The sequence below is a fragment of the Falsiroseomonas sp. E2-1-a20 genome, from assembly GCF_051433195.1.
Lineage (GTDB): Bacteria > Pseudomonadota > Alphaproteobacteria > Acetobacterales > Acetobacteraceae > Falsiroseomonas.
Window position 1 is genome coordinate 277,087 of record NZ_JBHMFT010000002.1, and the last position, 24,072, is coordinate 301,158.

General features: G+C 72.5%; 21 protein-coding genes. 7 read left to right on the forward strand and 14 right to left on the reverse strand.

Annotated elements, in window-relative coordinates; all coding sequences use genetic code 11:
* Positions 1-40: 40 nt before the first annotated feature.
* From ACFHPP_RS03830 to ACFHPP_RS03845, 4 genes are all read right to left on the reverse strand, one after another.
* A complete protein-coding gene (locus tag ACFHPP_RS03830) occupies positions 41-844 on the reverse strand; it encodes a Bax inhibitor-1/YccA family protein (RefSeq protein WP_437161933.1) in 804 nt (267 codons plus the stop codon).
* A gap of 120 nt (positions 845-964) precedes the next feature.
* Positions 965-1,456: a nucleoside deaminase gene (locus ACFHPP_RS03835; protein ID WP_437161934.1), complete on the reverse strand. Its 492-nt coding sequence runs from the start codon at positions 1,454-1,456 to the stop codon at positions 965-967.
* A 31-nt stretch (positions 1,457-1,487) separates the two neighbouring features.
* Positions 1,488-4,013: an ABC transporter permease gene (locus ACFHPP_RS03840; RefSeq protein ID WP_437161935.1), complete on the reverse strand. Its 2,526-nt coding sequence runs from the start codon at positions 4,011-4,013 to the stop codon at positions 1,488-1,490.
* Entirely contained in the window at positions 4,010-4,729 is a 720-nt protein-coding gene (locus tag ACFHPP_RS03845; RefSeq protein ID WP_437161936.1) for an ABC transporter ATP-binding protein, read from the reverse strand. The genes ACFHPP_RS03840 and ACFHPP_RS03845 overlap by 4 nt, the downstream gene beginning before the upstream one ends.
* Before the next feature lie 82 nt (positions 4,730-4,811).
* On the opposite strand from ACFHPP_RS03845, the gene ACFHPP_RS03850 reads away from it, so the two are divergent.
* Together ACFHPP_RS03850 and thpR are read left to right on the forward strand one after the other, a co-directional pair.
* Positions 4,812-5,429 (forward strand): arylesterase, encoded by a 618-nt coding sequence (locus tag ACFHPP_RS03850; protein ID WP_437161937.1) that lies wholly within the window; start codon positions 4,812-4,814, stop codon positions 5,427-5,429.
* A 28-nt stretch (positions 5,430-5,457) separates the two neighbouring features.
* Positions 5,458-5,994: an RNA 2',3'-cyclic phosphodiesterase gene (thpR, locus tag ACFHPP_RS03855; RefSeq protein ID WP_437161938.1), complete on the forward strand. Its 537-nt coding sequence runs from the start codon at positions 5,458-5,460 to the stop codon at positions 5,992-5,994.
* 13 nt (positions 5,995-6,007) lie between these two features.
* On the opposite strand, the gene ACFHPP_RS03860 is transcribed toward thpR, so the two are convergent.
* The 4 genes from ACFHPP_RS03860 to ACFHPP_RS03875 form a co-directional block, all read right to left on the reverse strand.
* Complete coding sequence (locus tag ACFHPP_RS03860) at positions 6,008-6,781, reverse strand: CarD family transcriptional regulator (protein ID WP_437161939.1); 774 nt, start codon at positions 6,779-6,781, stop codon at positions 6,008-6,010.
* Positions 6,782-6,994: 213 nt separating this feature from the next.
* The gene (gene fdxA, locus ACFHPP_RS03865; protein WP_430670382.1) at positions 6,995-7,327 is read right to left on the reverse strand and encodes a ferredoxin FdxA; all 333 of its coding nucleotides are present in this window, start codon (positions 7,325-7,327) and stop codon (positions 6,995-6,997) included.
* A gap of 121 nt (positions 7,328-7,448) precedes the next feature.
* The gene (locus ACFHPP_RS03870) at positions 7,449-7,739 is read right to left on the reverse strand and encodes an RNA-binding S4 domain-containing protein (RefSeq protein ID WP_437161940.1); all 291 of its coding nucleotides are present in this window, start codon (positions 7,737-7,739) and stop codon (positions 7,449-7,451) included.
* Between the two features lie 169 nt (positions 7,740-7,908).
* Positions 7,909-11,046 carry a helicase-related protein gene (locus ACFHPP_RS03875; protein ID WP_437161941.1) on the reverse strand — a complete coding sequence of 1,046 codons (3,138 nt, stop codon included), beginning with the start codon at positions 11,044-11,046 and terminating at the stop codon, positions 7,909-7,911.
* A 209-nt stretch (positions 11,047-11,255) separates the two neighbouring features.
* Here ACFHPP_RS03875 and ACFHPP_RS03880 point away from each other — a divergent pair, with 209 nt between their 5' ends.
* Positions 11,256-12,179: a HAMP domain-containing protein gene (locus ACFHPP_RS03880; protein ID WP_437161942.1), complete on the forward strand. Its 924-nt coding sequence runs from the start codon at positions 11,256-11,258 to the stop codon at positions 12,177-12,179.
* A gap of 8 nt (positions 12,180-12,187) precedes the next feature.
* Here ACFHPP_RS03880 and ACFHPP_RS03885 read toward each other — a convergent pair whose 3' ends face one another.
* Positions 12,188-12,508 (reverse strand): hypothetical protein, encoded by a 321-nt coding sequence (locus ACFHPP_RS03885; RefSeq protein WP_437161943.1) that lies wholly within the window; start codon positions 12,506-12,508, stop codon positions 12,188-12,190.
* Positions 12,509-12,623: 115 nt separating this feature from the next.
* On the opposite strand from ACFHPP_RS03885, the gene ACFHPP_RS03890 reads away from it, so the two are divergent.
* A complete protein-coding gene (locus tag ACFHPP_RS03890) occupies positions 12,624-13,769 on the forward strand; it encodes an MFS transporter (protein ID WP_437161944.1) in 1,146 nt (381 codons plus the stop codon).
* Here ACFHPP_RS03890 and ACFHPP_RS03895 read toward each other — a convergent pair.
* The 4 genes from ACFHPP_RS03895 to acnA all read right to left on the reverse strand — a co-directional run bounded on the left by ACFHPP_RS03895 (position 13,758) and on the right by acnA (position 19,189).
* Positions 13,758-14,525: a metallophosphoesterase family protein gene (locus ACFHPP_RS03895; RefSeq protein WP_437161945.1), complete on the reverse strand. Its 768-nt coding sequence runs from the start codon at positions 14,523-14,525 to the stop codon at positions 13,758-13,760. The genes ACFHPP_RS03890 and ACFHPP_RS03895 overlap by 12 nt on opposite strands.
* Positions 14,522-15,427: a diacylglycerol/lipid kinase family protein gene (locus ACFHPP_RS03900; protein ID WP_437161946.1), complete on the reverse strand. Its 906-nt coding sequence runs from the start codon at positions 15,425-15,427 to the stop codon at positions 14,522-14,524. The genes ACFHPP_RS03895 and ACFHPP_RS03900 overlap by 4 nt, the downstream gene beginning before the upstream one ends.
* Before the next feature lie 179 nt (positions 15,428-15,606).
* Positions 15,607-16,371 carry an N-acetylmuramoyl-L-alanine amidase gene (locus tag ACFHPP_RS03905; RefSeq protein WP_437161947.1) on the reverse strand — a complete coding sequence of 255 codons (765 nt, stop codon included), beginning with the start codon at positions 16,369-16,371 and terminating at the stop codon, positions 15,607-15,609.
* 121 nt (positions 16,372-16,492) lie between these two features.
* Positions 16,493-19,189, reverse strand: coding sequence for an aconitate hydratase AcnA (gene acnA / locus ACFHPP_RS03910; RefSeq protein WP_437161948.1), 2,697 nt, complete (start codon positions 19,187-19,189; stop codon positions 16,493-16,495).
* A 173-nt stretch (positions 19,190-19,362) separates the two neighbouring features.
* Here acnA and ccmA point away from each other — a divergent pair, with 173 nt between their 5' ends.
* Complete coding sequence (ccmA, locus tag ACFHPP_RS03915) at positions 19,363-19,953, forward strand: heme ABC exporter ATP-binding protein CcmA (RefSeq protein WP_437161949.1); 591 nt, start codon at positions 19,363-19,365, stop codon at positions 19,951-19,953.
* Complete coding sequence (ccmB, locus tag ACFHPP_RS03920) at positions 19,950-20,609, forward strand: heme exporter protein CcmB (protein ID WP_437161950.1); 660 nt, start codon at positions 19,950-19,952, stop codon at positions 20,607-20,609. Before ccmA ends, ccmB begins: the two co-directional genes overlap by 4 nt.
* Here the strand turns inward: ccmB and ACFHPP_RS03925 are convergent.
* Positions 20,606-21,385 (reverse strand): DUF4189 domain-containing protein, encoded by a 780-nt coding sequence (locus ACFHPP_RS03925; protein WP_437161951.1) that lies wholly within the window; start codon positions 21,383-21,385, stop codon positions 20,606-20,608. The two genes, ccmB and ACFHPP_RS03925, sit on opposite strands and share 4 nt — an antisense overlap.
* A gap of 180 nt (positions 21,386-21,565) precedes the next feature.
* Between ACFHPP_RS03925 and hrpB the strand changes: the two genes are divergently transcribed.
* A complete protein-coding gene (hrpB, locus tag ACFHPP_RS03930) occupies positions 21,566-24,046 on the forward strand; it encodes an ATP-dependent helicase HrpB (protein ID WP_437161952.1) in 2,481 nt (826 codons plus the stop codon).
* The last annotated feature ends 26 nt before the right edge of the window (positions 24,047-24,072 follow it).

A 24,072-nucleotide genomic window follows, 5' to 3' on the forward strand; every position in this document is an offset into this window, starting at 1 on the left:
CTTCCGGATTGCGCGCCGCGACGTGGTCAGGCCATCAACCTCAGTCGCTGTTCTGGCGCACGCCCATGAACTGGAGCAGCAGCTGGAACAGGTTGACGAAGTTCAGGTACAGGCCGAGCGCATCGAAGACGCTGCGCTTGCCGGCCTCATCCGTGCCCTCGGCGTAGGCGTGCTCGATGTAGTCCGCCTTGATCCGCTGCGTGTCGTAGGCGGTGAGGCCGACGAAGACCACCACGCCGATCACGCTGATGGCGAACTGAAGGGCGGAGCTCTGCAGGAACAGGTTCACCAGGCCCGCGATGATGATGCCGATAAGGCCCATCATCATGAAGCTGCCCATCCGCGTCAGGTCGGCCTTCGTGGTGTAGCCGTACAGGCTGATCGCCGCGAACATGCTGGCCGTGACGAAGAAGGTGCTGGCGATGGACGCGCCCGTGTAGATCAGCAGGATGTTGGACATCGACGCGCCCATGACGGCGCAGAAGGCCCAGAACAGCGCCTGTGCCGTGGTCTTGCTCATCCGGTTGATGCCGAAGCTCAGCACCAGGATGAAGGCCAGCGGCGCGAACATCGCGATCCAGCCCAGCATGGTCGGCGCCGTCGCGTTGCCGCGCGGCGTGCGGACCACCTGGTAGAACAGGCTGGCGATGTCCGGGTTGGACGCGATCAGGTAGGCCACGATGCCGGTCAGGGCGAGGCCGGACGCCATCCAGTTGTAGACCCGCAGCATGTAGGCGCGCAGGCCTGCGTCGAGCGCAGCCGCGTCGACGCCCGTGGACCGCCCGAAGGGCTGGGTCCAGGCCGACGTGCCCGTCCGTAGGCGGTTGTCGGGACCAAGAGCCATGGTCGTGAAATCCTCCTTGCGGACGAGGGTGAGGGACCGTCCGCGTTCGGCGCATCATATGGAGTTTTCGTAATCCGGATCAACCGGTGGATTGACCGGAAGATGCGGATGTTTTTGCGCTCAGGGCGCGCCCTGGGTCCAGTAGCCCTCATGCGGCACCGCGCCCTCCGCCTCCAGCGCCGGCCCCACCACCTCCACCGGCTCCGCCGCCGTCTCCAGCACGGCGCGGACGGACAGGTTCAGCCCGGCGGTGTGCGGCTGCGCGTTGCGCAGGTGCAGGATCGCGGCGGCGGACAGGCCGTACACCACCCGCCCGACGCCGGTGTAGAAGATGGCCGCGGCGCACATCGCGCAGGGCTCGCCCGATGAATAGATGGTGGCGCGCCGCAGCCGGGGCCGCGGCACGGCGGCCGCGATGACGGCGGCGCAGGCGTTCATCTCGCTATGCGCGAGCGTGCCGCCGCCGCCGGCGCCCTGGGTGGACAGGCCCTCCGCCAGGATGGTGCCGTCCTCCGCCACCACCACGGCGGCGAAGGGCCGGTCGCCGCGGTCGCGCGCCAGGCCCGCCAGGCGGAAGGCGTGGCGCAGGTGGTCTTCGTCTTCGGGCAGCATGTCGGTGTCCATGCCGCCTTTGACGCCAAAGCTACTCGTTGCGCAACAGGGGCGCCGGCCGCGCCCGCAGCGCCAGCGCGGTGCCAATGTAGCCGAGCGCCAGGGTCAGCAGCACGCAGCCCAGCACGGTCAGCGCCAGGGTGCCGGGCAGGAAGATCCACTCCGCCCGCATGACGAAGCGCACCACCGCCCAGCTCGCGGCCGACCCCGCCGCCGCCGCCAGCAGCCCCGCCACCAGCCCGAGCAGCCCGAATTCCACCAGCCAGGCGCCGCGGATCTGGGACCGCGTGGCGCCGATCGTCTTCAGCACCACCGCATCCCGCACCCGCGCCCGCTGCCCCGCCGCCACCGCGCCGGCCAGCACCAGCATGCCGGCCAGCAGCGTGACGGAGGAGGTCGCCTGCAACGCCACGCCGACCCGTGTCAGCAGCCCGGCCACCGCCTCCAGCGCATCGCGCACCCGGATGCCGGAGATGTTGGGGAAGGCATCGGTCAGCGTCCGCAGTACCGCCGGCTCCACGGCCTCCGTGCTGCGCACCGTCGCGATGTGCGTGTGCGGCGCGGCGGCCAGCAGGCCGGGGGAGGCGACCATGACGTAGTTGATGCCGAGCCCGCGCCACTGGATTTCTCTCAATGACGCCACCCTTAGATCGATGTCGCGGCCGAGCACGTTCACTGTCAGCGTCGAGCCGATGTTCACGCCCCAGCCCGCGGCGAGCCCCGCATCGAAGGAGACCAGCGGCGGGCCGCTGTAATCCGCCGGCCACCACTGCCCGGCGACGATCCGCGTGCCGTCCGGCGGGGTTGCCGCGTAGGTCAGGCCGCGATCGCCACGCAGCGCCCAGCGGGTGTCCTCCGTCGCCTGCACCTGCTCGGCCGGCGTGCCGTCCACCGCGACGATGCGGGCGCGCAGCGAGGGCACGCTGCGCACCTCGGAGACGCCCGGCAGGCCGGCGGCCATGCTGTTGAACTGCGCCGACTGGTCCGACTGGATGTCGATGAAGAAGAAGCTGGGCGCCGCATTCGGCATCTGGTCGGAAAGCTGCCGGCGCAGGTTGCCCTCGATGGTGGCGATCGCCGCCAGCGTGGTCAGGCCGATGCCGAGCGCCACCAGCATGGTCGGCGTCGGCGTGCCGGGCCGGTGCAGGTTGGCAAGCCCCAGCCGGAAAGCCGGCCGCCGGATGCCGCGCAGCCGCTTTGCGAAGGCCATCAGCCCGGTCGCGCCCAGCCGGAACAGCAGCAGGGTCAGCGCCGCCCCGGCGCAGAAGCCGAGCGCGAAGCGCGGCTGTTCCGCCGTGCCCACCACCAGCCCGACCAGCGCCAGCGCGCACAGCGCCGTCGCCACCAGGATTCCCCGGGATGGCCAGCCGGGATTCGCGGTGACGAGGTCCCGGAACAGCGCCGCGCCGGGAATCCGCTGCGCCCGCCCGAGCGGCCACAGCGAGAAGGTCAGCGCCGTCAGCAGCCCGTACAGCGCCGCCAGCGCCAGCGGCACCGGGTAGATGCCGAGCCGCGGTGGCACCGGCAGCGCCCCCGCGAGCGCCTGCGCCGCCAGCCAGGTCAGCCCGAAGCCCGCCACCAGCCCGATCGTGATGCCGGCCACTGCCAGCACCAGAACCTGGATCAGGTAGGTCGCCAGGATCGTCCCGGCCGGTGCCCCGATGCAGCGCAGCGTGGCGATGGTGCGCCCGCGCGCCTCCAGCCAGGCGCGCACGCCCGTCGCCACGCCGATGCCGCCGACCAGCAGCGCGGTGAATCCGGCCAGCACCAGGAAGGCGGAGGCGCGGTCCAGGAAGCGGTTCACCCCCGGCTCCGCCTGGTCCGCCGTCCGCACCCGCCAGCCGCCATCGCCCACCGCCTCGCGGATTTCGGTGGCGAAGCGGCGCACATCGGTGCCCGGCGGCAGGCGCAGGCGGGTGTCGTAGGAAATCAGCGAGCCGGGCTGGATCAGCGCCGTCTCCGGCAGCGCCTCCGCCAGCACCAAAGCGCGCGGGCCGAGCACGGCGGGGCTGGCGACGCGGTCCGGCTCCTGCGCGATGGTGCCGGCGAAGACCAGGGAGGCCTCGCCGATCCGCACCAGGTCACCCGGCCGCACGCCCAGGCGCTCCACCACCGAGGCCTCCAGCGCCACGCGGTGGCGGCCATCCTGGCTCGCCAGGCTGGCGCCCGGCGGGTCCAGGCGCAATTCGCCATACAGCGGATAGGCGGCATCCACCGCCTTCATCTCGACCAGCGACCGCTCGCCGGAAGGCGCCACGGCCATGGCGCGCATCTCCACCACCTGGGAGGTTGCCGCACCGCGCGCCCGCGCCCACGCCAGCGCCGCTTCGGGCAAGGGCTGGTAGTTCACCCGCACCTCGACATCGCCGCCGAGCAGCCGCGCGCCATCGGCCAGCAGCCCCGCCTGCGTCGCCGCGCGCAGCGTGCCGACGGCGGCGATGGCGGCGACGCCGAGCGCCAGGCAGGCCAGCACGATCTGCAACTGCCGCACGCCGCCGCGCAATTCCCGGCGCGCCAGCCGCGCGCCCTGGACCACATGCACCCACATATCCGTCATTCCGCCGCCAGCTTCAGCCCGGCGGTGTCGGAGACGATGCGCCCATCCTCCATCCGCACCTGCCGGCCGCAGCGTTCCGCCAGCGCCGGGTCATGGGTGATCAGCAGCAGCGTGGTGCCGAGCCGCGCCCGCAGCCCGAACAGCAGGTCCATCACCATGGTGCCGGTGGCGCGGTCCAGATTGCCGGTCGGCTCATCCGCCAGGATCAGCCGCGGCTCCGCCACCACGGCGCGGGCCAGCGCAGTGCGCTGCTGCTCGCCGCCCGACATCTGGCCCGGGTAGTGGTCCAGCCGGTGGCCGAGGCCAACCTCCTTCAGCGCCGCCGCGGCGACGTCGAAGGCGTCCCGCCGGCCGGCGAATTCCAGCGGCATGGCGACATTCTCCTGCGCCGTCATGGTCGGCACCAGGTGGAAAGCCTGGAACACGATCCCCACCTCGTCGCGACGGAACCGGGCCAGCGCATCCTCGTCCAGCGCCCCCATATCCCGCCCGGCCACCGTCAGGCGCCCGGCACTCGGCGTCTCGAGGCCCGCCAGCAGCATGAGGAGCGATGTCTTGCCCGACCCCGACGGCCCGACGATGCCCACCGCCTCCCCCGACGCCACCGACAGGTCCACCCCGCGCAGCACATGCACGGGGCCGGAGGCCGCGCGGGCGGTGAAAACCAGGTTCTGGGCGGCGATCAGCGGGCCGGCAGGGGGTGTCGGTGGGCTCACGGGCCAGGAATCCTGTTACGGGGGTTTCACGCCATATGGGCGCCGCGCTGCGCTGCAAAAGGCGGGTTTGGGTATCGGAGTATTGCTGGCCGGAACGAAGCAGGCGAAAGCGCAGCCCTCCGGCCGGCCCATCCGCCTGCTGATGCTGGGTGATTCCATCACCGCCGGCTACGGCCTGGCGCGCGGGGAGGGACCGCCGGCGCGGATCGAGGCCCTGCTGCGCGAACGCGGCCGCAACGTGACGCTGCAGGATGCCGGCGTGTCCGGCGACACCACCGCCGGCGGCCGCGCCCGGCTGGAATGGGCGCTGGCGGACAAGCCGGATGCCGCGATCGTGGCACTCGGCGGCAACGACGCGCTGCGCGGCCTGACGCCGGCGCAGATGCGCGCCAACCTGACCGCGATCCTGGACGGGCTGGCGGCGCGGAACATCCCCGCGCTGCTGGCCGGGATGATGGCGCCGCCCAACCTCGGCGCGGACTACGGGCGCGAATTTGCCGCCGTGTTCACCGACCTGGCCGCCGCCCGGCCGCAGGTGGTGTTCTACCCCTTCCTGCTGGAGGGCGTGGCCGGCGACCCGGCGCTGAACCAGTCCGACCGCATCCACCCCAACCCGCGCGGCGCGCAGATCCTGGCGGAGCGGATGCTGCCTGCCATCGAAACGCTACTGGACCGCGTGCCGGCTTCTGCACCAGGCTAGCGCGGCCCGCCTGATTCGGAGCGCCGGGATGTTGCGCCTGTTCGTTGCCCTCGCCTTGCCCGACCAGGTCAAGGCGCAGCTCGCCGCCCTGTCCGGCGGCCTGCCCGGCGCTCGCTGGGTGCCTGCCGAGAACTACCACCTGACGCTGCGCTTCATCGGCGAGATCGAGGCCTGGCAGGCGGAGGAGGTGGATGCGGCGCTGGCCGCCATCCGCGCGCCGCGCTTCGACCTGGCGCTGGCCGGCATCGGCACCTTCGAGAAGGGCGGCCGCATCCAGTCGATCCACATCACCGCCGAACGCAGCCCGGGCCTGACCCACCTGCAGGCCAAGGTGGAAACCGCGCTGCAACGCGTCGGCCTGCCCCCCGAGCGCCGCCGCTTCGCCCCGCACGTGACGCTGGCGCGGACCGACAAGGTGGAGACGCACAAGCTGATCGGCTTCATCCAGGCGCACAGCCTGTTCCGCTCGCCGCCCGTGCCGGTCGAGAATTTCTGCCTGTTCTCCTCCTTCCTTGGGAAGGAGGCGGCGCATTACACGTCGGAGGTGGAGTACGCGCTCGGGTAAGCGCGCCGTCCGTTCAAGCCGCCTTGAGGAAGGTCAGCAGCTTCTCCGACGCCGCCGCCTTGTCCGTGCGGTCGATGGCGGCCAGTTCCGCGGCCAGGCGGTCCAGCGCCTGTTCGTAGATCTGCCGTTCGGAGAAGGACTGGTCCGGCTGGCCGGCGTTGCGGTGCAGGTCGCGCACCACCTCCGCGATCGCCAGCGGGTCGCCGGAATTGATCTTCGCCTCGTATTCCTGGGCGCGGCGGGACCACATGGTGCGCTTGATGCGGGCGCGGCCGCGCAGCACTTCCAGCGCCTCCGCCATCGCCTCGTCCGTCGCCAGCTTGCGCAGGCCGGAGGAGGCAGCCTTGTTCACCGGCACCCGCAGCGTCATGCGGTTCTCCTCGAAGGTGACGATGATCACCTTGAGGGACATGCCGGCCACCGGCATCTCCTCGATGCCCTGCACCTGGCCCACGCCATGCGTCGGATACACCACATGGTCGCCCGGCTTGAATTCCGGCGGCGGCCCCTTGGGGCGCGGCGGCGGCAATGGCGTGCCGTCCTCCGGGTCCTCGACCCGCGGCGCACCGCGCGGCGGGTACATCGGCGGGCGCGGCGCGTTGGAGGAGCCGGACCCCGACCTGGAGGGCGGCCGGTGCGGCGGTGGCGGCGAATCCTGGCGCACGGGCTGCGGCGCGGTTCCGTACTTCACCGCCGGCTTATCTTCGGCAGTGGCCGGTTCGGTCGACGAGGGCTTGGCCTTTGCCGCGCCGGTCTCGCCGGGCTTCGCCTGGGCGGTTTGCTTCATCTGGCCACCCGATTCTGCATCCCGTGCCGCGCAGCACCCCCGGCCAAAGGCGGAGGCGCGCCGGTCCCGGGCATGTCATGGACCCAATGGGCGGGAACGCGCGACGGTGTCACAGGTGTCGTCGCAGTTTCCCGATCCCATTGATAATATAATACAAACCCCGGCGAATTTCCACCCCTGTCACGTCATGGGACGGCAGGCTCCGGGAATCGCTCAGATCTTGCCGGGCGCGGGGTCGAACAGCTCCTTCTTGCCGGGCTTGTCCTTCCAGGCGTCGGCGTCGTCCGGTGGTTCCCCCTTGCGGGTGATGTTCGGCCATTCGGCGGCATAGGTGCGGTTCAGCTCGACCCAGGGGGTCGCCTTGTCGTCGCTGTCGGGCAGGATGGCCTCGGCCGGGCATTCCGGCTCGCAGACGCCGCAATCGATGCATTCATCCGGGTGGATGACCAGCATGTTCTCGCCGACATAGAAGCAGTCCACAGGACAGACTTCGACGCAGTCCATGTACTTGCACTTGATGCAGTTCTCGGTGACGACGTAGGTCAACTGCGCCTCCGGCGGGGATGCGATGCCGCGCCCTGCGGCGGCCTCACGACCGCGCGGAAAGCCCGGCACGGCCAGCCCCACATGGCGCAGTGCCGGCCACAAGGCAAGCGGGTGCGGTGCATCAATCCTCATCCGGGGGGTCGGATAAATCCTCGTACAGCCCGCGCGCCTCGGAGGCCGGGCCGCGCCGCTCCGCCAGCGCCAGCACGCGCCACACCCGCACCGTGCCGCCCATCGACAGGGTCAGCACATCGCCCGGCCGCAGCTTGTAGTGCGGCTTGTCCGTCGGCTGCCGGTTGATCCGCACCCGGCCCATCGCGACCTGGCGCGAGCATTCGGCCCGCGTCTTGGCGATGCGCGCGCACCAGAGCCAGAGGTCGAGCCGCTGCCAGCCCGCCTCCGTCGCGACCATCTAGCAGGCTGCGGAAAAAGCCCTCTCCCACCGCAGGGGGGAGAGGGTTGGGCGAGGGGGAGGCGTGAAGGTTGTGAACGCGTTCAGACGCTTGCACGTCCTACTCACCCAACCCTCTCCCCCGTGAGAAGGGGGGGCGAGGGCTTTTTCGGCGAATTTCCGCAGCCTGCTAGTCCTTGCGCAGCTTGAGCTGGGCCAGCACGGCGAAGGGCGATTCCGGCTTCGGGCCGGAGGAGTATTCGCGCGGCTGCCGATCCCCGCCGCCCCGATCCCGGTCACCCCGATCCTGGCGCGGGAAGCGATCGCCACCCCGGTCCGGACCACGGCCCGGCCCCCGATCCGGACCCCGATCCTGCCTGGGCCCCCGATCGTCCCGCCGCGCCTCCTGCGGCGCACCTTCGGGACGCGGCCCGCCGCCACCCGGACGCGGTCCCTCGAACCGCGGCCGATCCGGGCGCGGACCCCGCGGCCCATCCTGGCGCGGCCGATCCTGGCGCGGCGCATCGCCACCGGGCGCGGTCTCGACCGGCGGAGACACGCCGGGCGGCAGCCCGTCCACGCGCCAGTCACGGCGCGGGCCATGATCGACACGCTCGCGCCGCGGCGGCTGTCCGCGCGGGCCGTCCCGGCGCGGTCCCTCGCGACGCGGCTGGCGCAGTTCGGGCGGGATCGGCGGGCCGTAGTAGACGGGTCGCGGCCCGGCATCCGGACGCGGCTCCCGCGCCGCCTGCTCCGGCCGGGGCCCACGGTTCCGGTCGCCATCGCGCCGCTCACCCTGTGCCCGGTCGCCGCGGCGCGGCCCCATCGGCCGGTCCTGCCGCACCACGCTGATCCGCGCCGGCAGTGGCGGGCCGAACTGCCCCTCCTCCAGCGGCGGGGACGGCATCAGCCGGAAGCCCATCGCCTCCAGCGCCGCGGACAGCGTGTCGCCCTTCACGCCGAGGCGCGACGCCAGGCCCTCCGGCACCGGCGCCGGCGCACGCCGGGTCAGGTAGCCCAGCTCGCCGGCAATCCGTTCCGCCACATCCAGCCGCAGCAGCACGCGCCCGGCGGGCAGCCAGCCGGCCATGATGGCGAAGCCCTGCGGCCAGCCATCCGGCCCACGCGGCGCCGCAACCTCCGCATCCGCAGGCGCTTCCACCTCCGCATCCGGCCGCGGTTCCGGCAGGGTGATGGACACCAGCCCGGGGTTCGGCATCAGCGGCGTCGGCAGGTTGCGCCGCAGCGCCCAGAGCTGCGCCCGCAGCGCCATGGCGCGCGGCTTCAGCACGTCCGGCAGGTACATCGCATAGCGCCCGGCACGGATGCCGATGCCCTTCAGCCGGGCGCGGAGCTCCGCCGGAATCTCCCGGTCGGTCGCGCCGGGCGCCAGGCCCATCTGTTCGCGCAGCCGGAAGGCCGGGCCGCGCAAGGTGTTGTCCTCCGCGGCCTTGGCCTCGATCGCCTCCAGCCCGCCGAGGTCGCGCTTCACCAGCGCCTCCAGCCAGTTCGCCAGCCGCACCCGCACGCGCTCGCGCTGCGCGTTGTCCAGGAACTCGGTGGCGATGACGTCGACATGCGGCTTCAGCGGCTCGGGCCCCGGTCGCAGGCGCGCGATCTCCGCAGTGTCCCACACCACGCGGTGGTGCGGGGTCAGGCGGAAGGCGTCGTCCTTGGCGGTCTCCAGGCTGGCGAGCCGGCGCGGGATTTCCTCCCGCAGCGCGCGCCGGGCCGCCCGCAGCACCAGGCGCTTGTCTTCCTCCTTCGTCGCCTCGGGATCGGGCTGGAAGTGGAAGCCGGTGACGCGCCCGACGGTATGGCCCTCGACCACCACCTCGCCCTGCCGCGTCACGGCGGACAGCAACGTCTCCTCGGTGTCGTCCAGGCGGCGGATCAGATGCGCGGCGCGGCGATCCACGAAGCGCGCGATCAGGCGCTCATGCAGCGCGTCGGAGACCGCTTCCTCGGCCTTGCGGGCTTCCGCCTGCTGGCTCGCGGCATCCGCGATCCAGTCGGCGCGGGCGGCGATGTAGGACCAGATGCGGATGGTGGCGAGGCGTGCCATCAGGGTGTCGAGGTCGCCCTCGACATTGCCGAGTGCGGCGATATTGCCCGCGACCCAATCCGTCGGCAGCCGGCCATCGGTCGCGAGATGCCCGAAGATCTTGGCACACAGCCGCGTATGGCTGTCATCCGCGATCTTGCGGAAATCCGGCACCTGGCAGGCTTCCCACAGCAGCCGCACGCGGGCGCGGCCCTGGCCGAGCTGGCGGATGTCCTGCTCGCGGGAAAGCGCGTTCAGCGTGATGTGGTCGACCGCGTCGTTGCCCTTGGACAGGCCCGGCGTCGGCGGCGCGGCGGCCAGGCTGTCCAGCAGCCCGTCGATGCTGGCGAAGTCCAGGTCCGAGTTGCGCCAGGCGATCTGCGACAGCGGCTCGAAGGCATGGCCCTCGATCTGGCGCGCCAGCTCGTCCGGCAGGGCCGGGCAGTCGGCGGTGGTCCCGAAGGTGCCGTCGCGCATGCCGCGGCCGGCGCGGCCGGCGATCTGGGCGGCTTCCTGGGCGTTCAGCGTGCGGATCTGGTGGCCGTCGAACTTCTTCAGGTCGGCGAAGGCGACATGGTCCACGTCCATGTTCAGGCCCATGCCGATGGCATCCGTCGCCACCAGGAAATCCACTTCCCGGTTCTGGTACAGCGCCACCTGCGCGTTGCGGGTGCGCGGCGACAGCCGGCCCATCACCACGGCGCAACCGCCGCGGCGCCGGCGGATCGCTTCCGCGATCGCATAGACCTCCGCCGCGCTGAAGGCGACCACGGCGCTGCGCGGCGGCAGCTTCGTCAGCTTGGCCGGACCCGAATGCGTGAGCTGCGACAGGCGCGGGCGGGTCTCGATCTCGGCCTGCGGCACCAGCCTCTGCAGCAGCGGCCGGATGGTCTCCGCGCCGAGGAACATCGTCTCGACCATGCCGCGGGCATGCAGCAGGCGTTCGGTGAAGATATGGCCGCGATCCGCATCGGCGCAGAGCTGGATCTCGTCCACCGCGACGAATTCGGCGCGGCGGTCCAGCGGCATCGCCTCCACCGTGCAGGCGAACCAACGCGCCTCCGGCGGGACGATCTTCTCCTCCCCGGTGATCAGCGCGACGTATTTCTCCCCCTTCGCCGCGACCATGCGGTCGTAGTTCTCCCGCGCCAGCAGGCGCAGCGGGAAGCCGATGATCCCGGAGGCATGCGCGAGCAGCCGCGTGATGGCGAGGTGGGTCTTGCCCGTATTGGTCGGGCCGAGGACGGCGCGGACCCGTGGGGTGAACATCTGACCGTGGGACATATGTGTATTCGACGAGGTCCGTGGGGGCAGGGGTTGCGTCGCACGGCGCCGCGCCCTTGGCAACTGCGGCGGGCCATGCGGTCCGGTCCGCGGCGCCGCACGAACGCTTGGCGGGCGTGATCTTCACGCTCTCAACGATGCGGTAACCTCCCGCGTCCAACCTGACCCTGTGGCCGCATCCGGCCATGCGAGGGGGCAGGAGGCCCGGCATGTCGATCACGGCTCGACGTCAGACCGAACCCGTCAATGGCACGCGGCTGGCCTGGCTTGGCGGCATCGGGTCGCTCGCCGGCCTGGGACTGGCCGCCGGGCTCTACCTCGCCTGGCAGGACCCCGCCGGGCCATCGCCTTCCGCCGATCTGCCCGCCCTGCTGGAAGCGCCAAGGCCGGAGCCCGCCACCCTGGCCGGCATGGGTCGCGCCATGGCGGCGCTGGAGCGGGACCTGGGCGTCTGGCACCGCCTGGTGGCGCCGCAGGGGCCGCTCGACCTCGCTTCGCTGCGCGCCGGGTTGCGCGGCGACCCCACGCCGGCACCCGCCCCGGCCCGGGAAGCGGAGGAAGCGGTGGCGACCGCCTGGAACCCCGGCCGCCTCGTCCTGGTCGTGCTGGCGGTGCTGCTCGCCTCCGTCACGCTGGTGGCCGGGCTGGCGGCGCTGCTGCTGGAACGCACGTTGCTGGGGCCGTTCCGGGCGCTGCGCGGGGCCGCCGCGGCGCTGGTCGATGGGGATCTGGACCAGTCCATTTCCGGCCTCGGCCGCGACGACGAGGCCGGCGCCCTGGCCCGCGCGCTGGAAGGCGTGCGCCACCTGGCGCTGGCCGCCCAGGCCGAGCGGTACTCCGAACCCGCCAGCCTCGCGGAGGCCGGGCTGCAACTGGAGGCGGCGGCCCGCCGGATCGAATGCGCCGCCGCCGCCGCCGCGGCCCTGGCGCTGGAGGCGACGCTGGACCTCGGGCAGGCGCACCCATCCGGCGTCGCCCAGGGCGTCCGGGACCTGTCGCACCAGGTGGTGGCGATCCGCGCGGCGACGGAGCGGGCGCTGGATGCCATCGGCCACCTGGCCCAGACTGCCGCCTCGGCCAGCGCCGGCCAGACGGCGGCGGCCCGGGTGCCGGAGGAGGCCAATCCGCGCTGAGCGCGCCGTCACGCCCGCATCCAGCCCTGCAGCACGATTCCGGCCTGCCAGACAGCGAAGGCTGCGCCGCCGGCGCAGGTCATGGCGGGCACCAGCATGATCCGCATCCCGATGCCGTCGGTCGGCAGGCGGCGAAACGGGAAGCCCGGCCGCGCCGGCAGCGCGCGCCACTGGTGCCCGACATAGCGCCAGGATTCCACGGCCCAGACCAGGCCCGTCACGGCGAAGCCGGGCGCTTCCAGCCCCTCACCCGGCCCGGTGGCCGCGATGAGCAGGCCGAGCAGCGGCGCCACGAACAGGGCGAGCACCCAGCGCCAGGCAGGATCCATCGCCGGCTTCCTTTCGTTGCGAGGGCAGCTTGCCAGACTGGAACCCGCGTTCAACCCGCGTGATGGACTTGTCCGGGCCTTGGCGGGGCGCTCGGCGCAGGTCAGTTTGCGCCCGGTGAACGCCGCAACCCGCTTTGCCCTGCTCTACAGCGCCCAGTTCGTCGCGGTGGGCATCACCCTTCCCTTCCTGCCGGCGGTGCTGACGGCGCGCGGCATGTCGCCGCAGGAGGTCGGCGTGCTGCTGGCCACCGCCTCCGCCGTGCGGCTGGTCGCGGGTCCGCTGGGTGGGCGGCTGGCCGATGCGCTGGGCGATGCGCGGCTGGTGCTGGCGGTGGGGGCCGGCCTCGCCACGCTGGCGGCCACGGGCCTGCTGCTGCCGGCCGGCTTCCTGCTGCTGCTGCTGGTGATGGCGCTGCACAGCGCCGCCTTCGCGCCGGTGGTGCCGCTGACCGATGCGCTGGCCGTCACCGCCTCCCGAGGAGAGGGCGGCTTCGACTATGCGCGGGTGCGGGCCGCCGGCAGCATCGCCTTCATGCTGGCGGCCATCGCCTGCGGCCAGGCGGTGGCGTGGTTCGGCATCGATGCGGCGGTGTGGCTGCTGGTCGTGGGGCTGGGCGCGACCTCGCTCGCCGCGCTGGCGCTGCCGCGGACGGCCCCGCGCACCGGCCGGGTGGCGTCCCGCGGCTGGGCCGGGTTCTTCGCGCCGCTGCGCATCCCGGCGATGCGGCGGCTGATGCTGGTCTCGGCGCTGATCCAGGGCAGCCATGCGATGTATTACGGCTTCGGCACGCTGCACTGGCAGGCGGCGGGGCTGGGCGCCGGGCTGATCGGCGGACTCTGGGCGGTGGGCGTGCTGGCCGAGATCGCGCTGTTCCTGTGGGGGCGCGGGCTGGTGGCGCGGCTCGGGCCTGTTGGCTTATCGGTGGCGGCGGCACTCGCGGGGGTGCTGCGCTGGGCGGTCACGGCCGTCACGGTGGACCCGCTGTTCCTGTTCCCGGCCCAGGCGCTGCATGCCGGCACCTTCGCCATGCAGCATTTGGCGATGATGGCGGTGCTCGGCCGCGTGGTGCCGCCGGCCGAGGCCGGCACGGCGCAGACCCTGCACGCGGCGCTCGGCGTCGGGCTGTGGATGGGGCTGCTGGCCCTGGCCAGCGGGCCGCTCTACGCCGCCTTCGGCGGGGCCGGCTTCTGGTTCATGGCCGGGCTCTGCGCCCTGGCCCTGCCCGCCAGCCTTTGGCTGGCAGCCGCGCTACGCCGCTGAGGGCAGGTCTTCCCAACCCGCGCCCTGCCAGACGCGCGGGATGATCCGGGCGCGGCCATCCTCCACCAGGATGCGGTTGTAGGCATTCGGCGTGCCGCGCAGCCGGACGGAGGTGGCGCTGCCGGATTGCGCCACCACCAGTCCGCCTTCCCGCACCGGGCGGACATCGCCGATATGCAGATGCCCGGTCAGCACCAGCCGCACATCATGCCGCGCGAAGGCCGCCAGCGCCGGCTCGGAATTGCCGACCAGCCGCGCGCCGGGGTTGAGTTGCGGCGCCAGGAAGGGGTGGTGCGCCACGACGATGCGGAACAGCCCCGGCGGCAACGCCGCCAGCCGGCCTTCCGCAATGGCCAGCCGGCTGCCCGAAACCCGGCCGCGCGCCCAGTTCAGGTACAGCCCGCCGCGGCGCGCGGTATTCATGCCGACGACCGCGATCTCGGCATCCTCGAACACCGGCTCCGTCGCCTCCTGCACGTGGCGGCGCCAGCGGCGGTAGGGGTCGGAGAAGCGCTCGACCAGGTTGTAGGGCGACATGTCGTGATTGCCCGGCACCACCAGCAGCGGCGCCGGCAGCGCACGCAGGAACTCCATCGCCGCCATGAATTCCTCGTGCCGTGCGCCCTGCGTCAGGTCGCCGGAGACGGCGATGAGGTCCGGCGCCCACTCTGCGACCTCCTGCGCCAGGGCGGCGACCACGGCGGGGTCCTCCGCACCGAAGTGCAGGTCGGACAGATGCGCGATGCGACGCGTCATGGAGCGGTTTCGACCGCCGTCTCGGGGGAGGGCACGATGACGCGCAGTGCGCCGGGGTGGATGCGGTAGACCAGCGGCGGCGGGATCAGCAGCGCCTCGCCATCGTTCATTACCCGCAGCGCGGTGCGGGCGGAGCCGATGGTCACCACCTTCGCCGTGCGCTCCTGCACCAGGCGGGAGCCGCGCCAGGTTCCGAGGAACATGCCCGCCATCATCTTCACCCACCACCACGCGCCATAGCGACGCGCCACATACAGGGCGAGTTCCCCGGCATCGAGGCGCTGGCGGGTCATCATCATCCCGAAGCCCTCGTCATAGCGGTTGTTGGCCACCGCCAGGGCGCGGGTCCACAGCCGCACCGTGCGCCCCTGTTCCAGCGCAACGGACAGGCGCATCGGCCGGTGCCGCCATTCGGAGCGCAGCGCCGCCAGGGCGAACAGCAGGCGCGGCCGCCAGCCCGCCTTGCCGCGGCCGCGTTCCCGGTGCCGGCCGAGCCAGGAGGGCGTGCCGAGGACGGAAGAGCACAGGAAGACGTGGCCGTTCACCTCCGCCACGTCGATGGTGCGGATGGTGCCATGCGCCAGCGCCTCCGCCGCCGCCGCCAGTTCCAGCGGGATGCCGAGGTCCTTGGCCAGCATGTTCATGGTGCCGAGCGGCAGGATGCCGAGCGCGGTGTCCTTGCCCATCAGCCGTTCCGCGGCGGCCATGATGGAGCCGTCACCGCCGCCCACCACCACGGCCTGCGCGCCCATCGCCACGGCCTCGTCCAGCCGCGCCAGCAGGCCTTCGGCATGGTCGGGCACCAGCACGGCCTCCAGCCCCGCATCCTTCAGGTGGCGGGTGATCTCCGCCTCGATCGTGTCGCGGCCGAGGGCGGTGCCGGAGGAGGCGTTGATGACCACGGCGATCCGTCTCGCCGTGGCGGCGGGCTGCAATGCCGGGGCGGTAGGGTGCGGGGACGTGGCGGCGGGTTCGGGCGACGTGGCTCGGGTTCCGGAAGGAAGGGTGATGGCAGAATGCGCCGGGGCGCCATCGGTTCGCCAGCATCCTTTGCCCGCGCAAATAAAACGGGTCCCCGCCGTCAGGGCACCGCGACGAGAAAGTCGGAGGACACCCAGCCGACGAAGCCGCGCGGCGTGCGCACCTGCCACCATTGCTGGGACATCGCCAAGCGTTCCACCAGCGTGCCCTCCGGCAGCGCGCCCGTCACCTCCCCGGCCGGGTTGCGGCGGAAGGTGAGGGTGGAGGGCGCGACGCCCTGCACCCGGAAGCGCGGCAGGCGTTCCGGCGCCAGGGCGGGCGAGGGCGCCGGGTTCAGCCCATCCAGCGCCACCGCCACCTCCAGCCGCATCCGGTCACCCACCGGGTGCGCGCCCACGACCGAAGGGTCGAAGGCCAGCCGGGTGATGTCCCACTTGTTGCGCTGGAGGATGCCGAGCGTGGACTGCACCTCCGCATGGGTCAGGATGGTGGCCCGCGTCACCGGGATGGCGTAGCGGCGTGCAAGCTGCGCCACCACCGCCACCATCGTGTCCCATTGCAGCTTCAGCAGCGGCGCGGCGCCCCCGGCGAAGGGGTGTTCCGCCGCCTGGTGCATGCAGCACATGGACACGCCGATGGCCCCCGTATTGGCGTTCAGCGTGTGCGCGGCCGGCGGCAGGCCGGAGCCCCGCGCATTGGCGGCGATGGAGCGCGCCCCGCGCACCAGCGCGCCGGTGCCCTCGACCAGGATGTGGTAGGATTTGCGGTCCGTGGCGTTGGCCGCGTGGCGCCCCGCCGTCCAGTGCACATGAATGCGCTCCATCCGGGCGTCGGGCATCCAGTCCTTCGGGATGAGGTCGGCCATGGCGGCTCCGATCGGCCTGTGGGCGTCCGGAAACGCTATCACAACGAAATGCCGGCGCCGCTCAAGAAAAAGGGCGCGGCCCCCGCGGACCGCGCCCCTCAACCAACCGATGCGGCCGTGGTCAGGCGGCCTTGGCCATCCCGCGCAGCACGTAGTTCAGGATGCCGCCGTTCTTGTAGTACTCGACCTCATCCGCCGTATCGACGCGGCAGAGCAGGCTGGTGCGGTGCGTCGTGCCGTCCGGGCGATGGATCACCAGGCCTACCTGCATGCGGGCGGTCAGCGTCTCCAGCCCCTCCAGGTCGATGGTCTCGGCGCCGGTGATGCCCAGCGTCTGGCGGGTCTCGCCATTCTGGAACACCAGCGGCAGCACGCCCATGCCGACCAGGTTCGAGCGGTGGATGCGCTCGAAGCTCTCGGTGATCACGGCCTTCACGCCGAGCAGGAAGGTGCCCTTGGCCGCCCAGTCGCGGGAGGAGCCGGTGCCGTATTCCTTGCCGCCGAAGATCACCAGCGGCACGCCCTCCGCCTTGTACTTCATGGCGGCGTCGTAGATCGGCAGCACCTCGCCGGAGGGGTGATGCTTGGTCATCCCGCCTTCGATGCCAGGGACAAGTTCATTGCGGATGCGGGTATTCGCAAAAGTGCCGCGCATCATGACCTCGTGGTTGCCGCGGCGGGCGCCGTAGCTGTTGAAGTCATGCTGGCGCACCTGGTGTTCCAGCAGGTAGTCACCGGCCGGCGAGGCCTTCTTGATGGCACCGGCCGGGGAGATGTGGTCGGTGGTGATGCTGTCCGCCAGGCAGGCCAGCACGCGCGCGCCGGTGATCGGCGGGATCGCCGGGATCTCCATCGTCATGCCGGTGAAGTAGGGCGGGTTCTGCACGTAGGTGGACCCGCCGTTCCAGCGATAGGTGTCGCTGTCCGTGTCCACCCGGATCGCCTGCCACTGCGCCGGTCCCTTGAACACGTCGCCGTAGCGATCCATGAACATCTCGCGGGAGACGGCGGAATGAACGGTGTCGTTCACCTCCTTCTGCGTCGGCCAGATGTCCTTCAGGAACACCGGCTGGCCGTTGCTGCCGGTGCCGATCGGGTCCGTGGTCAGGTTCAGCTTCACCGTACCGGCCAGCGCATAGGCCACCACCAGCGGCGGCGAGGCCAGGTAGTTGGCGCGGACGTTGGCGTGGACGCGGCCCTCGAAGTTGCGGTTGCCGGACAGGACGCTGGAGACGACCAGCTTGTTGTCCTCGATCGCCTCCAGGATCGGGTCTTCCAGCGGGCCGGAATTGCCGATGCAGGTGGTGCAGCCATAGCCCACGGTCTGGAAGCCGAGCGCATCCAGGTCCGCCGTCAGGCCCGCCTTGTCGAGATATTCGGTGACGACCTGCGAGCCCGGGGCCAGCGAAGTTTTCACCCAGGCCTTCGGCCGCAGCCCCAGCGCCCGCGCCTTGCGCGCCACCAGGCCCGCCGCGACCATGACGTAGGGGTTCGAGGTATTGGTGCAGGAGGTGATCGCCGCGATCACCACGTCGCCATGGCCGAGGTCGTAGTTGCGGTCCGCCACCGGCACGCGCAGATCGGCCTTGTCGCCCGGCACGCCCATGGTGCCAGCCGCGAGATCCTTGCCGAAGCTGGTCGCAACCTGGGTCAGCGGCACGCGGTCCTGCGGCCGCTTCGGCCCGGCCATGGAGGGCTCGACCGTCGACAGGTCGAGTTCCATCGTGTCGGTGAACACCGGGTCGGGCGTCGAGGCATCGCGCCACAGGCCCTGCGCCTTGGCATAGGCCTCGGTCAGCTTGATGCGATGCTCGTCGCGGCCGGACAGGCGCAGGTAGTCGATGGTGGTCTGGTCCACCGGGAAGAATCCGCAGGTGGCGCCATATTCCGGGGCCATGTTGCCGATGGTGGCACGGTCGGCGAGCGCCATGTCCTCCAGCCCCGGGCCGTAGAATTCGACGAACTTGCCGACCACGCCCTTCTTGCGCAGCATCTGCGTGACCGTCAGCACCATGTCGGTGGCCGTCACGCCCTCGCGCACCTTGCCGACGAGCCGGAAGCCGATGACGTCCGGGATCAGCATGGCGATGGGCTGGCCGAGCATCGCGGCCTCGGCCTCGATCCCGCCGACGCCCCAGCCGAGCACGCCGAGGCCGTTCACCATGGTGGTGTGGCTGTCCGTGCCGTAGCAGCTGTCCGGGAACACATAGGTGTCCGGCCCGTCCTGCGCGGTCCAGGCGACCTGCGCCAAATATTCCAGGTTCACCTGGTGGCAGATGCCGGTGCCCGGCGGCACGACGCGGAAATTGGCGAAGGCGGACTGGCCCCAGCGCAGGAACTCATAGCGCTCGCCGTTGCGCTCGAATTCCACGTCGACGTTCTTCTGCAGCGCGCCCGCGGTGCCGGAGAAGTCCACCATCACGGAGTGGTCGATCACGAGGTCGACCGGCACCAGCGGGTTCACCTTCTTCGGATCGCCACCCAGGCTGTCCAGCGCATCGCGCATCGCGGCGAGGTCCACCACGGCGGGCACGCCCGTGAAGTCCTGCAGCAGGATGCGGGCCGGGCGGAACGGCACTTCCTTGGTGGAGCTGCCCTTTTCCAGCCAGGCGACGACGGCCTTGGCGTCGTCCACGGTGTAGCTGCGGCCATCCTCGAAGCGCAGGACGTTTTCCAGCAGCACCTTCAGGCTGACCGGCAGGCGGCTCGGATCGCCGATCGCCGCGGCAGCCTCGGGCAGGCTGAAGTAATGATAATCCTTGCCGTCCACCTTGAGGGTACGGCGGGTCTTCAGGCTGTCCTGCCCGATCATCCGCATGGTCCGGGGTCCCCGTCTGGCCTTGCGCCGGCCTGGGTGCCACCCCGGAAGCGGGGCGCCTTGCGCCAGGTCGGGCGCGGTTCCGCCCCGGCGCTTTCGCGACCGCGGCTTGCGGCTTAAACCACAGGCCTCCGGGCCGGTCCATCCGCCAGCCCGCCTTATGCGGGGGACCTATGCTGGAAGCGCGGGATTTGGCCTGTTGGCGGGGCGACCGCGCGATCTTTGCCGGGCTTTCCTTCACCCTGGAGGCGGGTGGGGCGCTGCTGCTGCTCGGCGCCAATGGCGCGGGGAAATCCAGCCTGCTGCGGCTGCTGGCCGGGCTGATCCCGGCGGCGGAGGGCCAATTGCTGTGGGATGGCCAGGATGCGCTGGCGGACCGCGTCGGGCATGCCGCGCGCCTGCGCTACCTGAGCCACCAGGACGCCCTCAAGCCGTCCCTTTCGGCGGCCGAAAACCTGCGGTTCTACGCAAGGCTGTGGGGCGGCGACGTGGAGGCGGCGCTGGCCGCGGTCGGCCTGGCGGAATTGGCCGACCTGCCGGCGCGCGTGCTGTCCTCCGGCCAGAAGCGCCGGCTGGCGCTGGCACGGCTGGCGCTGGCGCCGGTGCCGCTGTGGCTGCTGGACGAGCCGACGGTGGGGCTGGATGCGGCCTCCGTCGCCAGGCTCGGCGGCCTGCTCGCCATCCACCGGGCCGCCGGCGGCGCCGTGCTGGCCGCCACCCACCTGCCGCTGCCCCTGCCGGGCGCGCGGGAGCTGGCGCTTTGAGGGGATTCGGCGCCGTCCTCGGGCGGGAAATCCGCCTCGCCCTGCGGCATCCGGCCGATGCGCTGGCGGCGGTGCTGTTCTTCGTGCTGGTCTGCGCCCTGTTCCCCTTCGGCATCGGCCCCTCGCCGGAGGTCCTGGCGCGCATCGCCCCGGGCGCCCTGCTGGCCGCCGCCCTTCTGGCGGCGCTGCTGCCGCTGGACCGCCTGTTCGGCGCGGAGGCGGAGGATGGCTCGCTCGACCAGCTCCTGCTGTCCGGCCTGCCGCCGGCCGGCCTCGCCGCAGCCAAGGCGCTGGGCCACTGGGTGGTCACCGGCCTGCCGCTGCTGCTCGCCACACCCGTCGCCGCCGCCATGCTGAACCTGCCGGTCGAGGCCTGGGGGGTGGCGATGCTGGCGCTGGGGCTGGCGACCGGCGTGCTGTCGCTGTTCGGCACGGCGGGCGCGGCGTTGACGCTCGGGGCCCGGCGCGGCGGCGTGCTGCTGCCGCTGCTGGTGCTGCCGCTGTCCATCCCCGCGGTGATCTTCGGCGCCGCCGCGATCGAGGCCGCCGCCGCCGGCCTGTCCGCGCGCCCCTACCTGCTGCTGCTGGCCGCCCTGCTGGCCCTGGCCGCGCCGCTGGCGCCGCTGGCGGCCGGGGCGGCGCTGCGCGGGGATTAACCCCTTCCGCAGGCCGAGGCGGTGATGCGGCAGGTGGCAAGCGGGTCGCGGGACCGGCAATCGGCGATCGCCTCCCGCTCCGCCACCGCCTGGGTCGGCCCCGACCCGGCGGAGAGCGAGGTCACCACGTAGGAGTCGGGGTTCGAGGTCATGAACATCGCCCACTGGCTGCGCTTCACGCCATGCGCGGCGGCACCGCAGGCGGCGGTGAACTCGGCCAGGATGCGGCAGCCGGGGCCGGCGGAGGAGCAGCTGCGTTCCGCGATCCGGTGCGCCGCCATCCGGTCCCGCTCCCCCACCACCAGGCCGAAGGCGGCGGAGGGGGTGCGGGCGCCGTAGATCACGCCGTGGCCCGTGGCAGGGCGGGTGGCTGCGGGCAGCGGGCGCGGCGCCGGGGTGGCCTGCACACGGGCCGCCGGCGCCTGCGCCGCGCGATGCGCGACCGGCAATGGGCGCACCGCCTGCGGGCGGGAGGAGCGGAGCGCGGTGGGGGTGGCGCCCCCATCCTGCTGCGCCAGGTAGGCGACGGTGGCGGCGCAACGGATGGCACAGGCCTGTACGGCATGGGCGCGGGCACTGCCGGATTGGCTGCCACCGGACCGGGACGCAGCGGTCTGGACGCATTCGGCGCGGCACATCGCCCCGGCCTCGGGGTGCAGGCCGCGGGATTGCGCCTCGGCGGGCCGGGCCAGCGCGGGCAGGACCAGCATGGCACCGAGGAACAGGGCGGGGGCGGCGCGCCGCAGAAGGCTGGGGCGGAACAGGCTGGGGCGCATCGGGCAGGTCCTTGGGGGGCGCCCCCCTTGTTGGGGCCGCGTCGTGGCGCCGTTTTGCCGGCCCGACCTTGCAGGGCGATGTTGCACTGTTGCCGTTATCGTTTGGTTCGTTTCGCGCAACGTCGCGCAGCGCGACACGCCGTGTGACTTCTGTTTCGCGCCGGCGTAGGCAGCGCTTCCATGGACCTGCCGATGGACTTGCCGGAACTCCCCGTCTCCGAAGCCCTGCCCCGCCTGCTGGCGACGCTGCGGGCGGGCTCCAACGCCGTGCTGGTCGCCCCGCCCGGCGCCGGCAAGACCACCTTGGCCCCCCTGGCGCTGATGGCCGAACCCTGGGCGCAATCCGGCAAGATCCTGGTGCTGGAGCCGCGCCGCGTCGCTGCCCGCGCCGCCGCCCGCCGCATGGCCGACCTGCTGGGGGAGCCCGCACCGGGCGGCACCATCGGCCTTGCGACCCGGCTGGACCGCATGGTTTCCGACCGCACGCGGGTCGAGGTGGTGACGGAGGGGCTTCTGGTCCGCCGCCTGCAATCCGACCCGGGCCTCGATGGCGTCGCCGCCGTGCTGTTCGACGAGGCGCATGAGCGCAACCTGGACACCGACCTGGCGCTGGCCTTCTGCCTCGACATGCAGCGCGCGCTGCGGCCGGAATTGCGGCTGCTGGCGATGTCCGCGACGCTGGATGTCTCCCGATTCGTGTCGCTGCTGGGGGATTGCCCGCTGGTCGAAAGCCTCGGCCGCGCCTTCCCGGTGCAGGTCGAACACCGCCTGCGCGACCTGAAGGATGCGCGCGACCTGCCGGAGGCGATGGCCGGCACCATCCGGGAGGCACTCGCGAAACACCCCGGCGACGTGCTGGCCTTCCTGCCCGGCTGGGGCGAAATCCGCCGCACCGCAGACCGACTCTCGGGGATCGACGCCGAGGTGCTGCCGCTGCATGGCGAGATGCCGCCGGCCGAGCAGGACCGCGCATTGAATCCGTCGGATCGCCGAAAAGTCGTTCTGGCGACCTCGATTGCGGAAACCTCGCTGACGGTGCCGGGGGTGCGGATCGTGGTGGATGGCGGCTTCCGGCGTACCCCGCGGCTCGATCCCGCCTCCGGCCTGGCGCGGCTGGCGACGGTGCGGATCAGCCGGGCGGCGGCGGACCAGCGCGCCGGCCGCGCCGGGCGCACCGCGCCGGGGGTCGCGATCCGGCTGTGGTCGGAGGCGCTGCATCGCGGCCTGCCGCTGCAGGACCGGCCCGAAATCCTCGAAGCCGAGCTTTCTGGGCTGGCGCTGGACTGTGCCGCCTGGGGCGCCGCGCCGGCCGACCTGCCCTTCCTGGATGCGCCCCCCGCCGGCGCGCTGGCCGCGGCGCGGGCGCTGCTGGTGGACCTGGACGCGCTGGACCAGCAGGGGCGCATCACCGCCATGGGGAAGGGCATGGCGCGGATGGGCACGCATCCCCGCCTCGCCCGCATGCTGCTGGCCGCGGTGGATGACGGCGAAAAGGCGCTCGCCGCGGACCTCGCCGCGCTGCTGGAGGAACGCGACCCCATCCGGGGTCGCGACCAGCCCTCCGACATCAACCTGCGGCTGGAACTGCTGCACGGCGCCGACCATCCGGACGCCGACCGCGCCACCCTCCAGCGCATCCGCCGCGCCGGCGCCCTGCACCGCAAGCGCCTGCGGCTGCACGGCGCGGCGCTGCCGGGCGGGGAGGCCGGGCCGCTGCTGGCCGCGGGGTTTCCGGACCGCATCGCCGCGCGCCGCGGCAGCATGGACGGCGCCTTCCGCCTGGCGTCCGGTCAGGGCGCGCGCCTCGGGGCCACCGACCCGCTGTCCCGCGCGCCGTTGCTGGCGGTCGCCGACCTGGAACTGCAGGGCACCGAGGCGCGCATCCGCATGGCCGCCAGGCTGGACCGCGCCGCGCTGGAGACCCGCTTCCCGGAACGCCTGCGCTGGGTGGAGGGTGCGGCCTTCGATGCCCGCGCCGGCGCGGTGCTGGCCCGCCGCCGCCTGGTCTTCGGCCCGCTGGTGCTGGAGGAACATGTCCTTCCATCGCCCGACCCGGCCGTGATGGCGGCAGCCTTGGCCAGCGCCATCGCCGAGCGCGGATTGCGCGACCTCGACTGGTCGAACGCCGCGAAGCAGCTTCGTGCCCGCATCGGCTGGATGCGGCGCGCCGAGGAGGGTGGCGACTGGCCGGATGTCTCCGACGCCGCGCTGGTGGCCACCGCGCTGGACTGGCTGGCGCCGCACCTGCATGGCCGCGCGAAGCTGGCCGAGGCGAAGGCGCTGGACCTCGTCGCCGTGCTGCGCGGGATGCTGGCGTGGGAGGCGCAGCGGCGGCTGGACACCGCGCTGCCGACCCGCCTCGACCTGCCCGCCGGCCGCAGCGCCGCCATCGACTACGACCGGGACGTGCCGACGCTGGAGGCCCGCGCCCAGCACCTGTTCGGCCTGCCGGGCCTGCCGAAGCTGGCCGGTGGGCGCGTGCCCTTGCAGGTCTCCCTGCTGTCGCCCGCCGGGCGGCCCATCGCCGTCACAGGCGACCTCGAACGCTTCTGGCATGGCGGCTGGGCGGAGGTGCGGCGGGAGATGCGTGGCCGCTATCCGCGCCACCCCTGGCCGGAGGAGCCCTGGGCCGCGCAACCGCCGCCGCCCCGCGCCTCCTGACCTGTTGACTGGCATGGTGCGGCGCC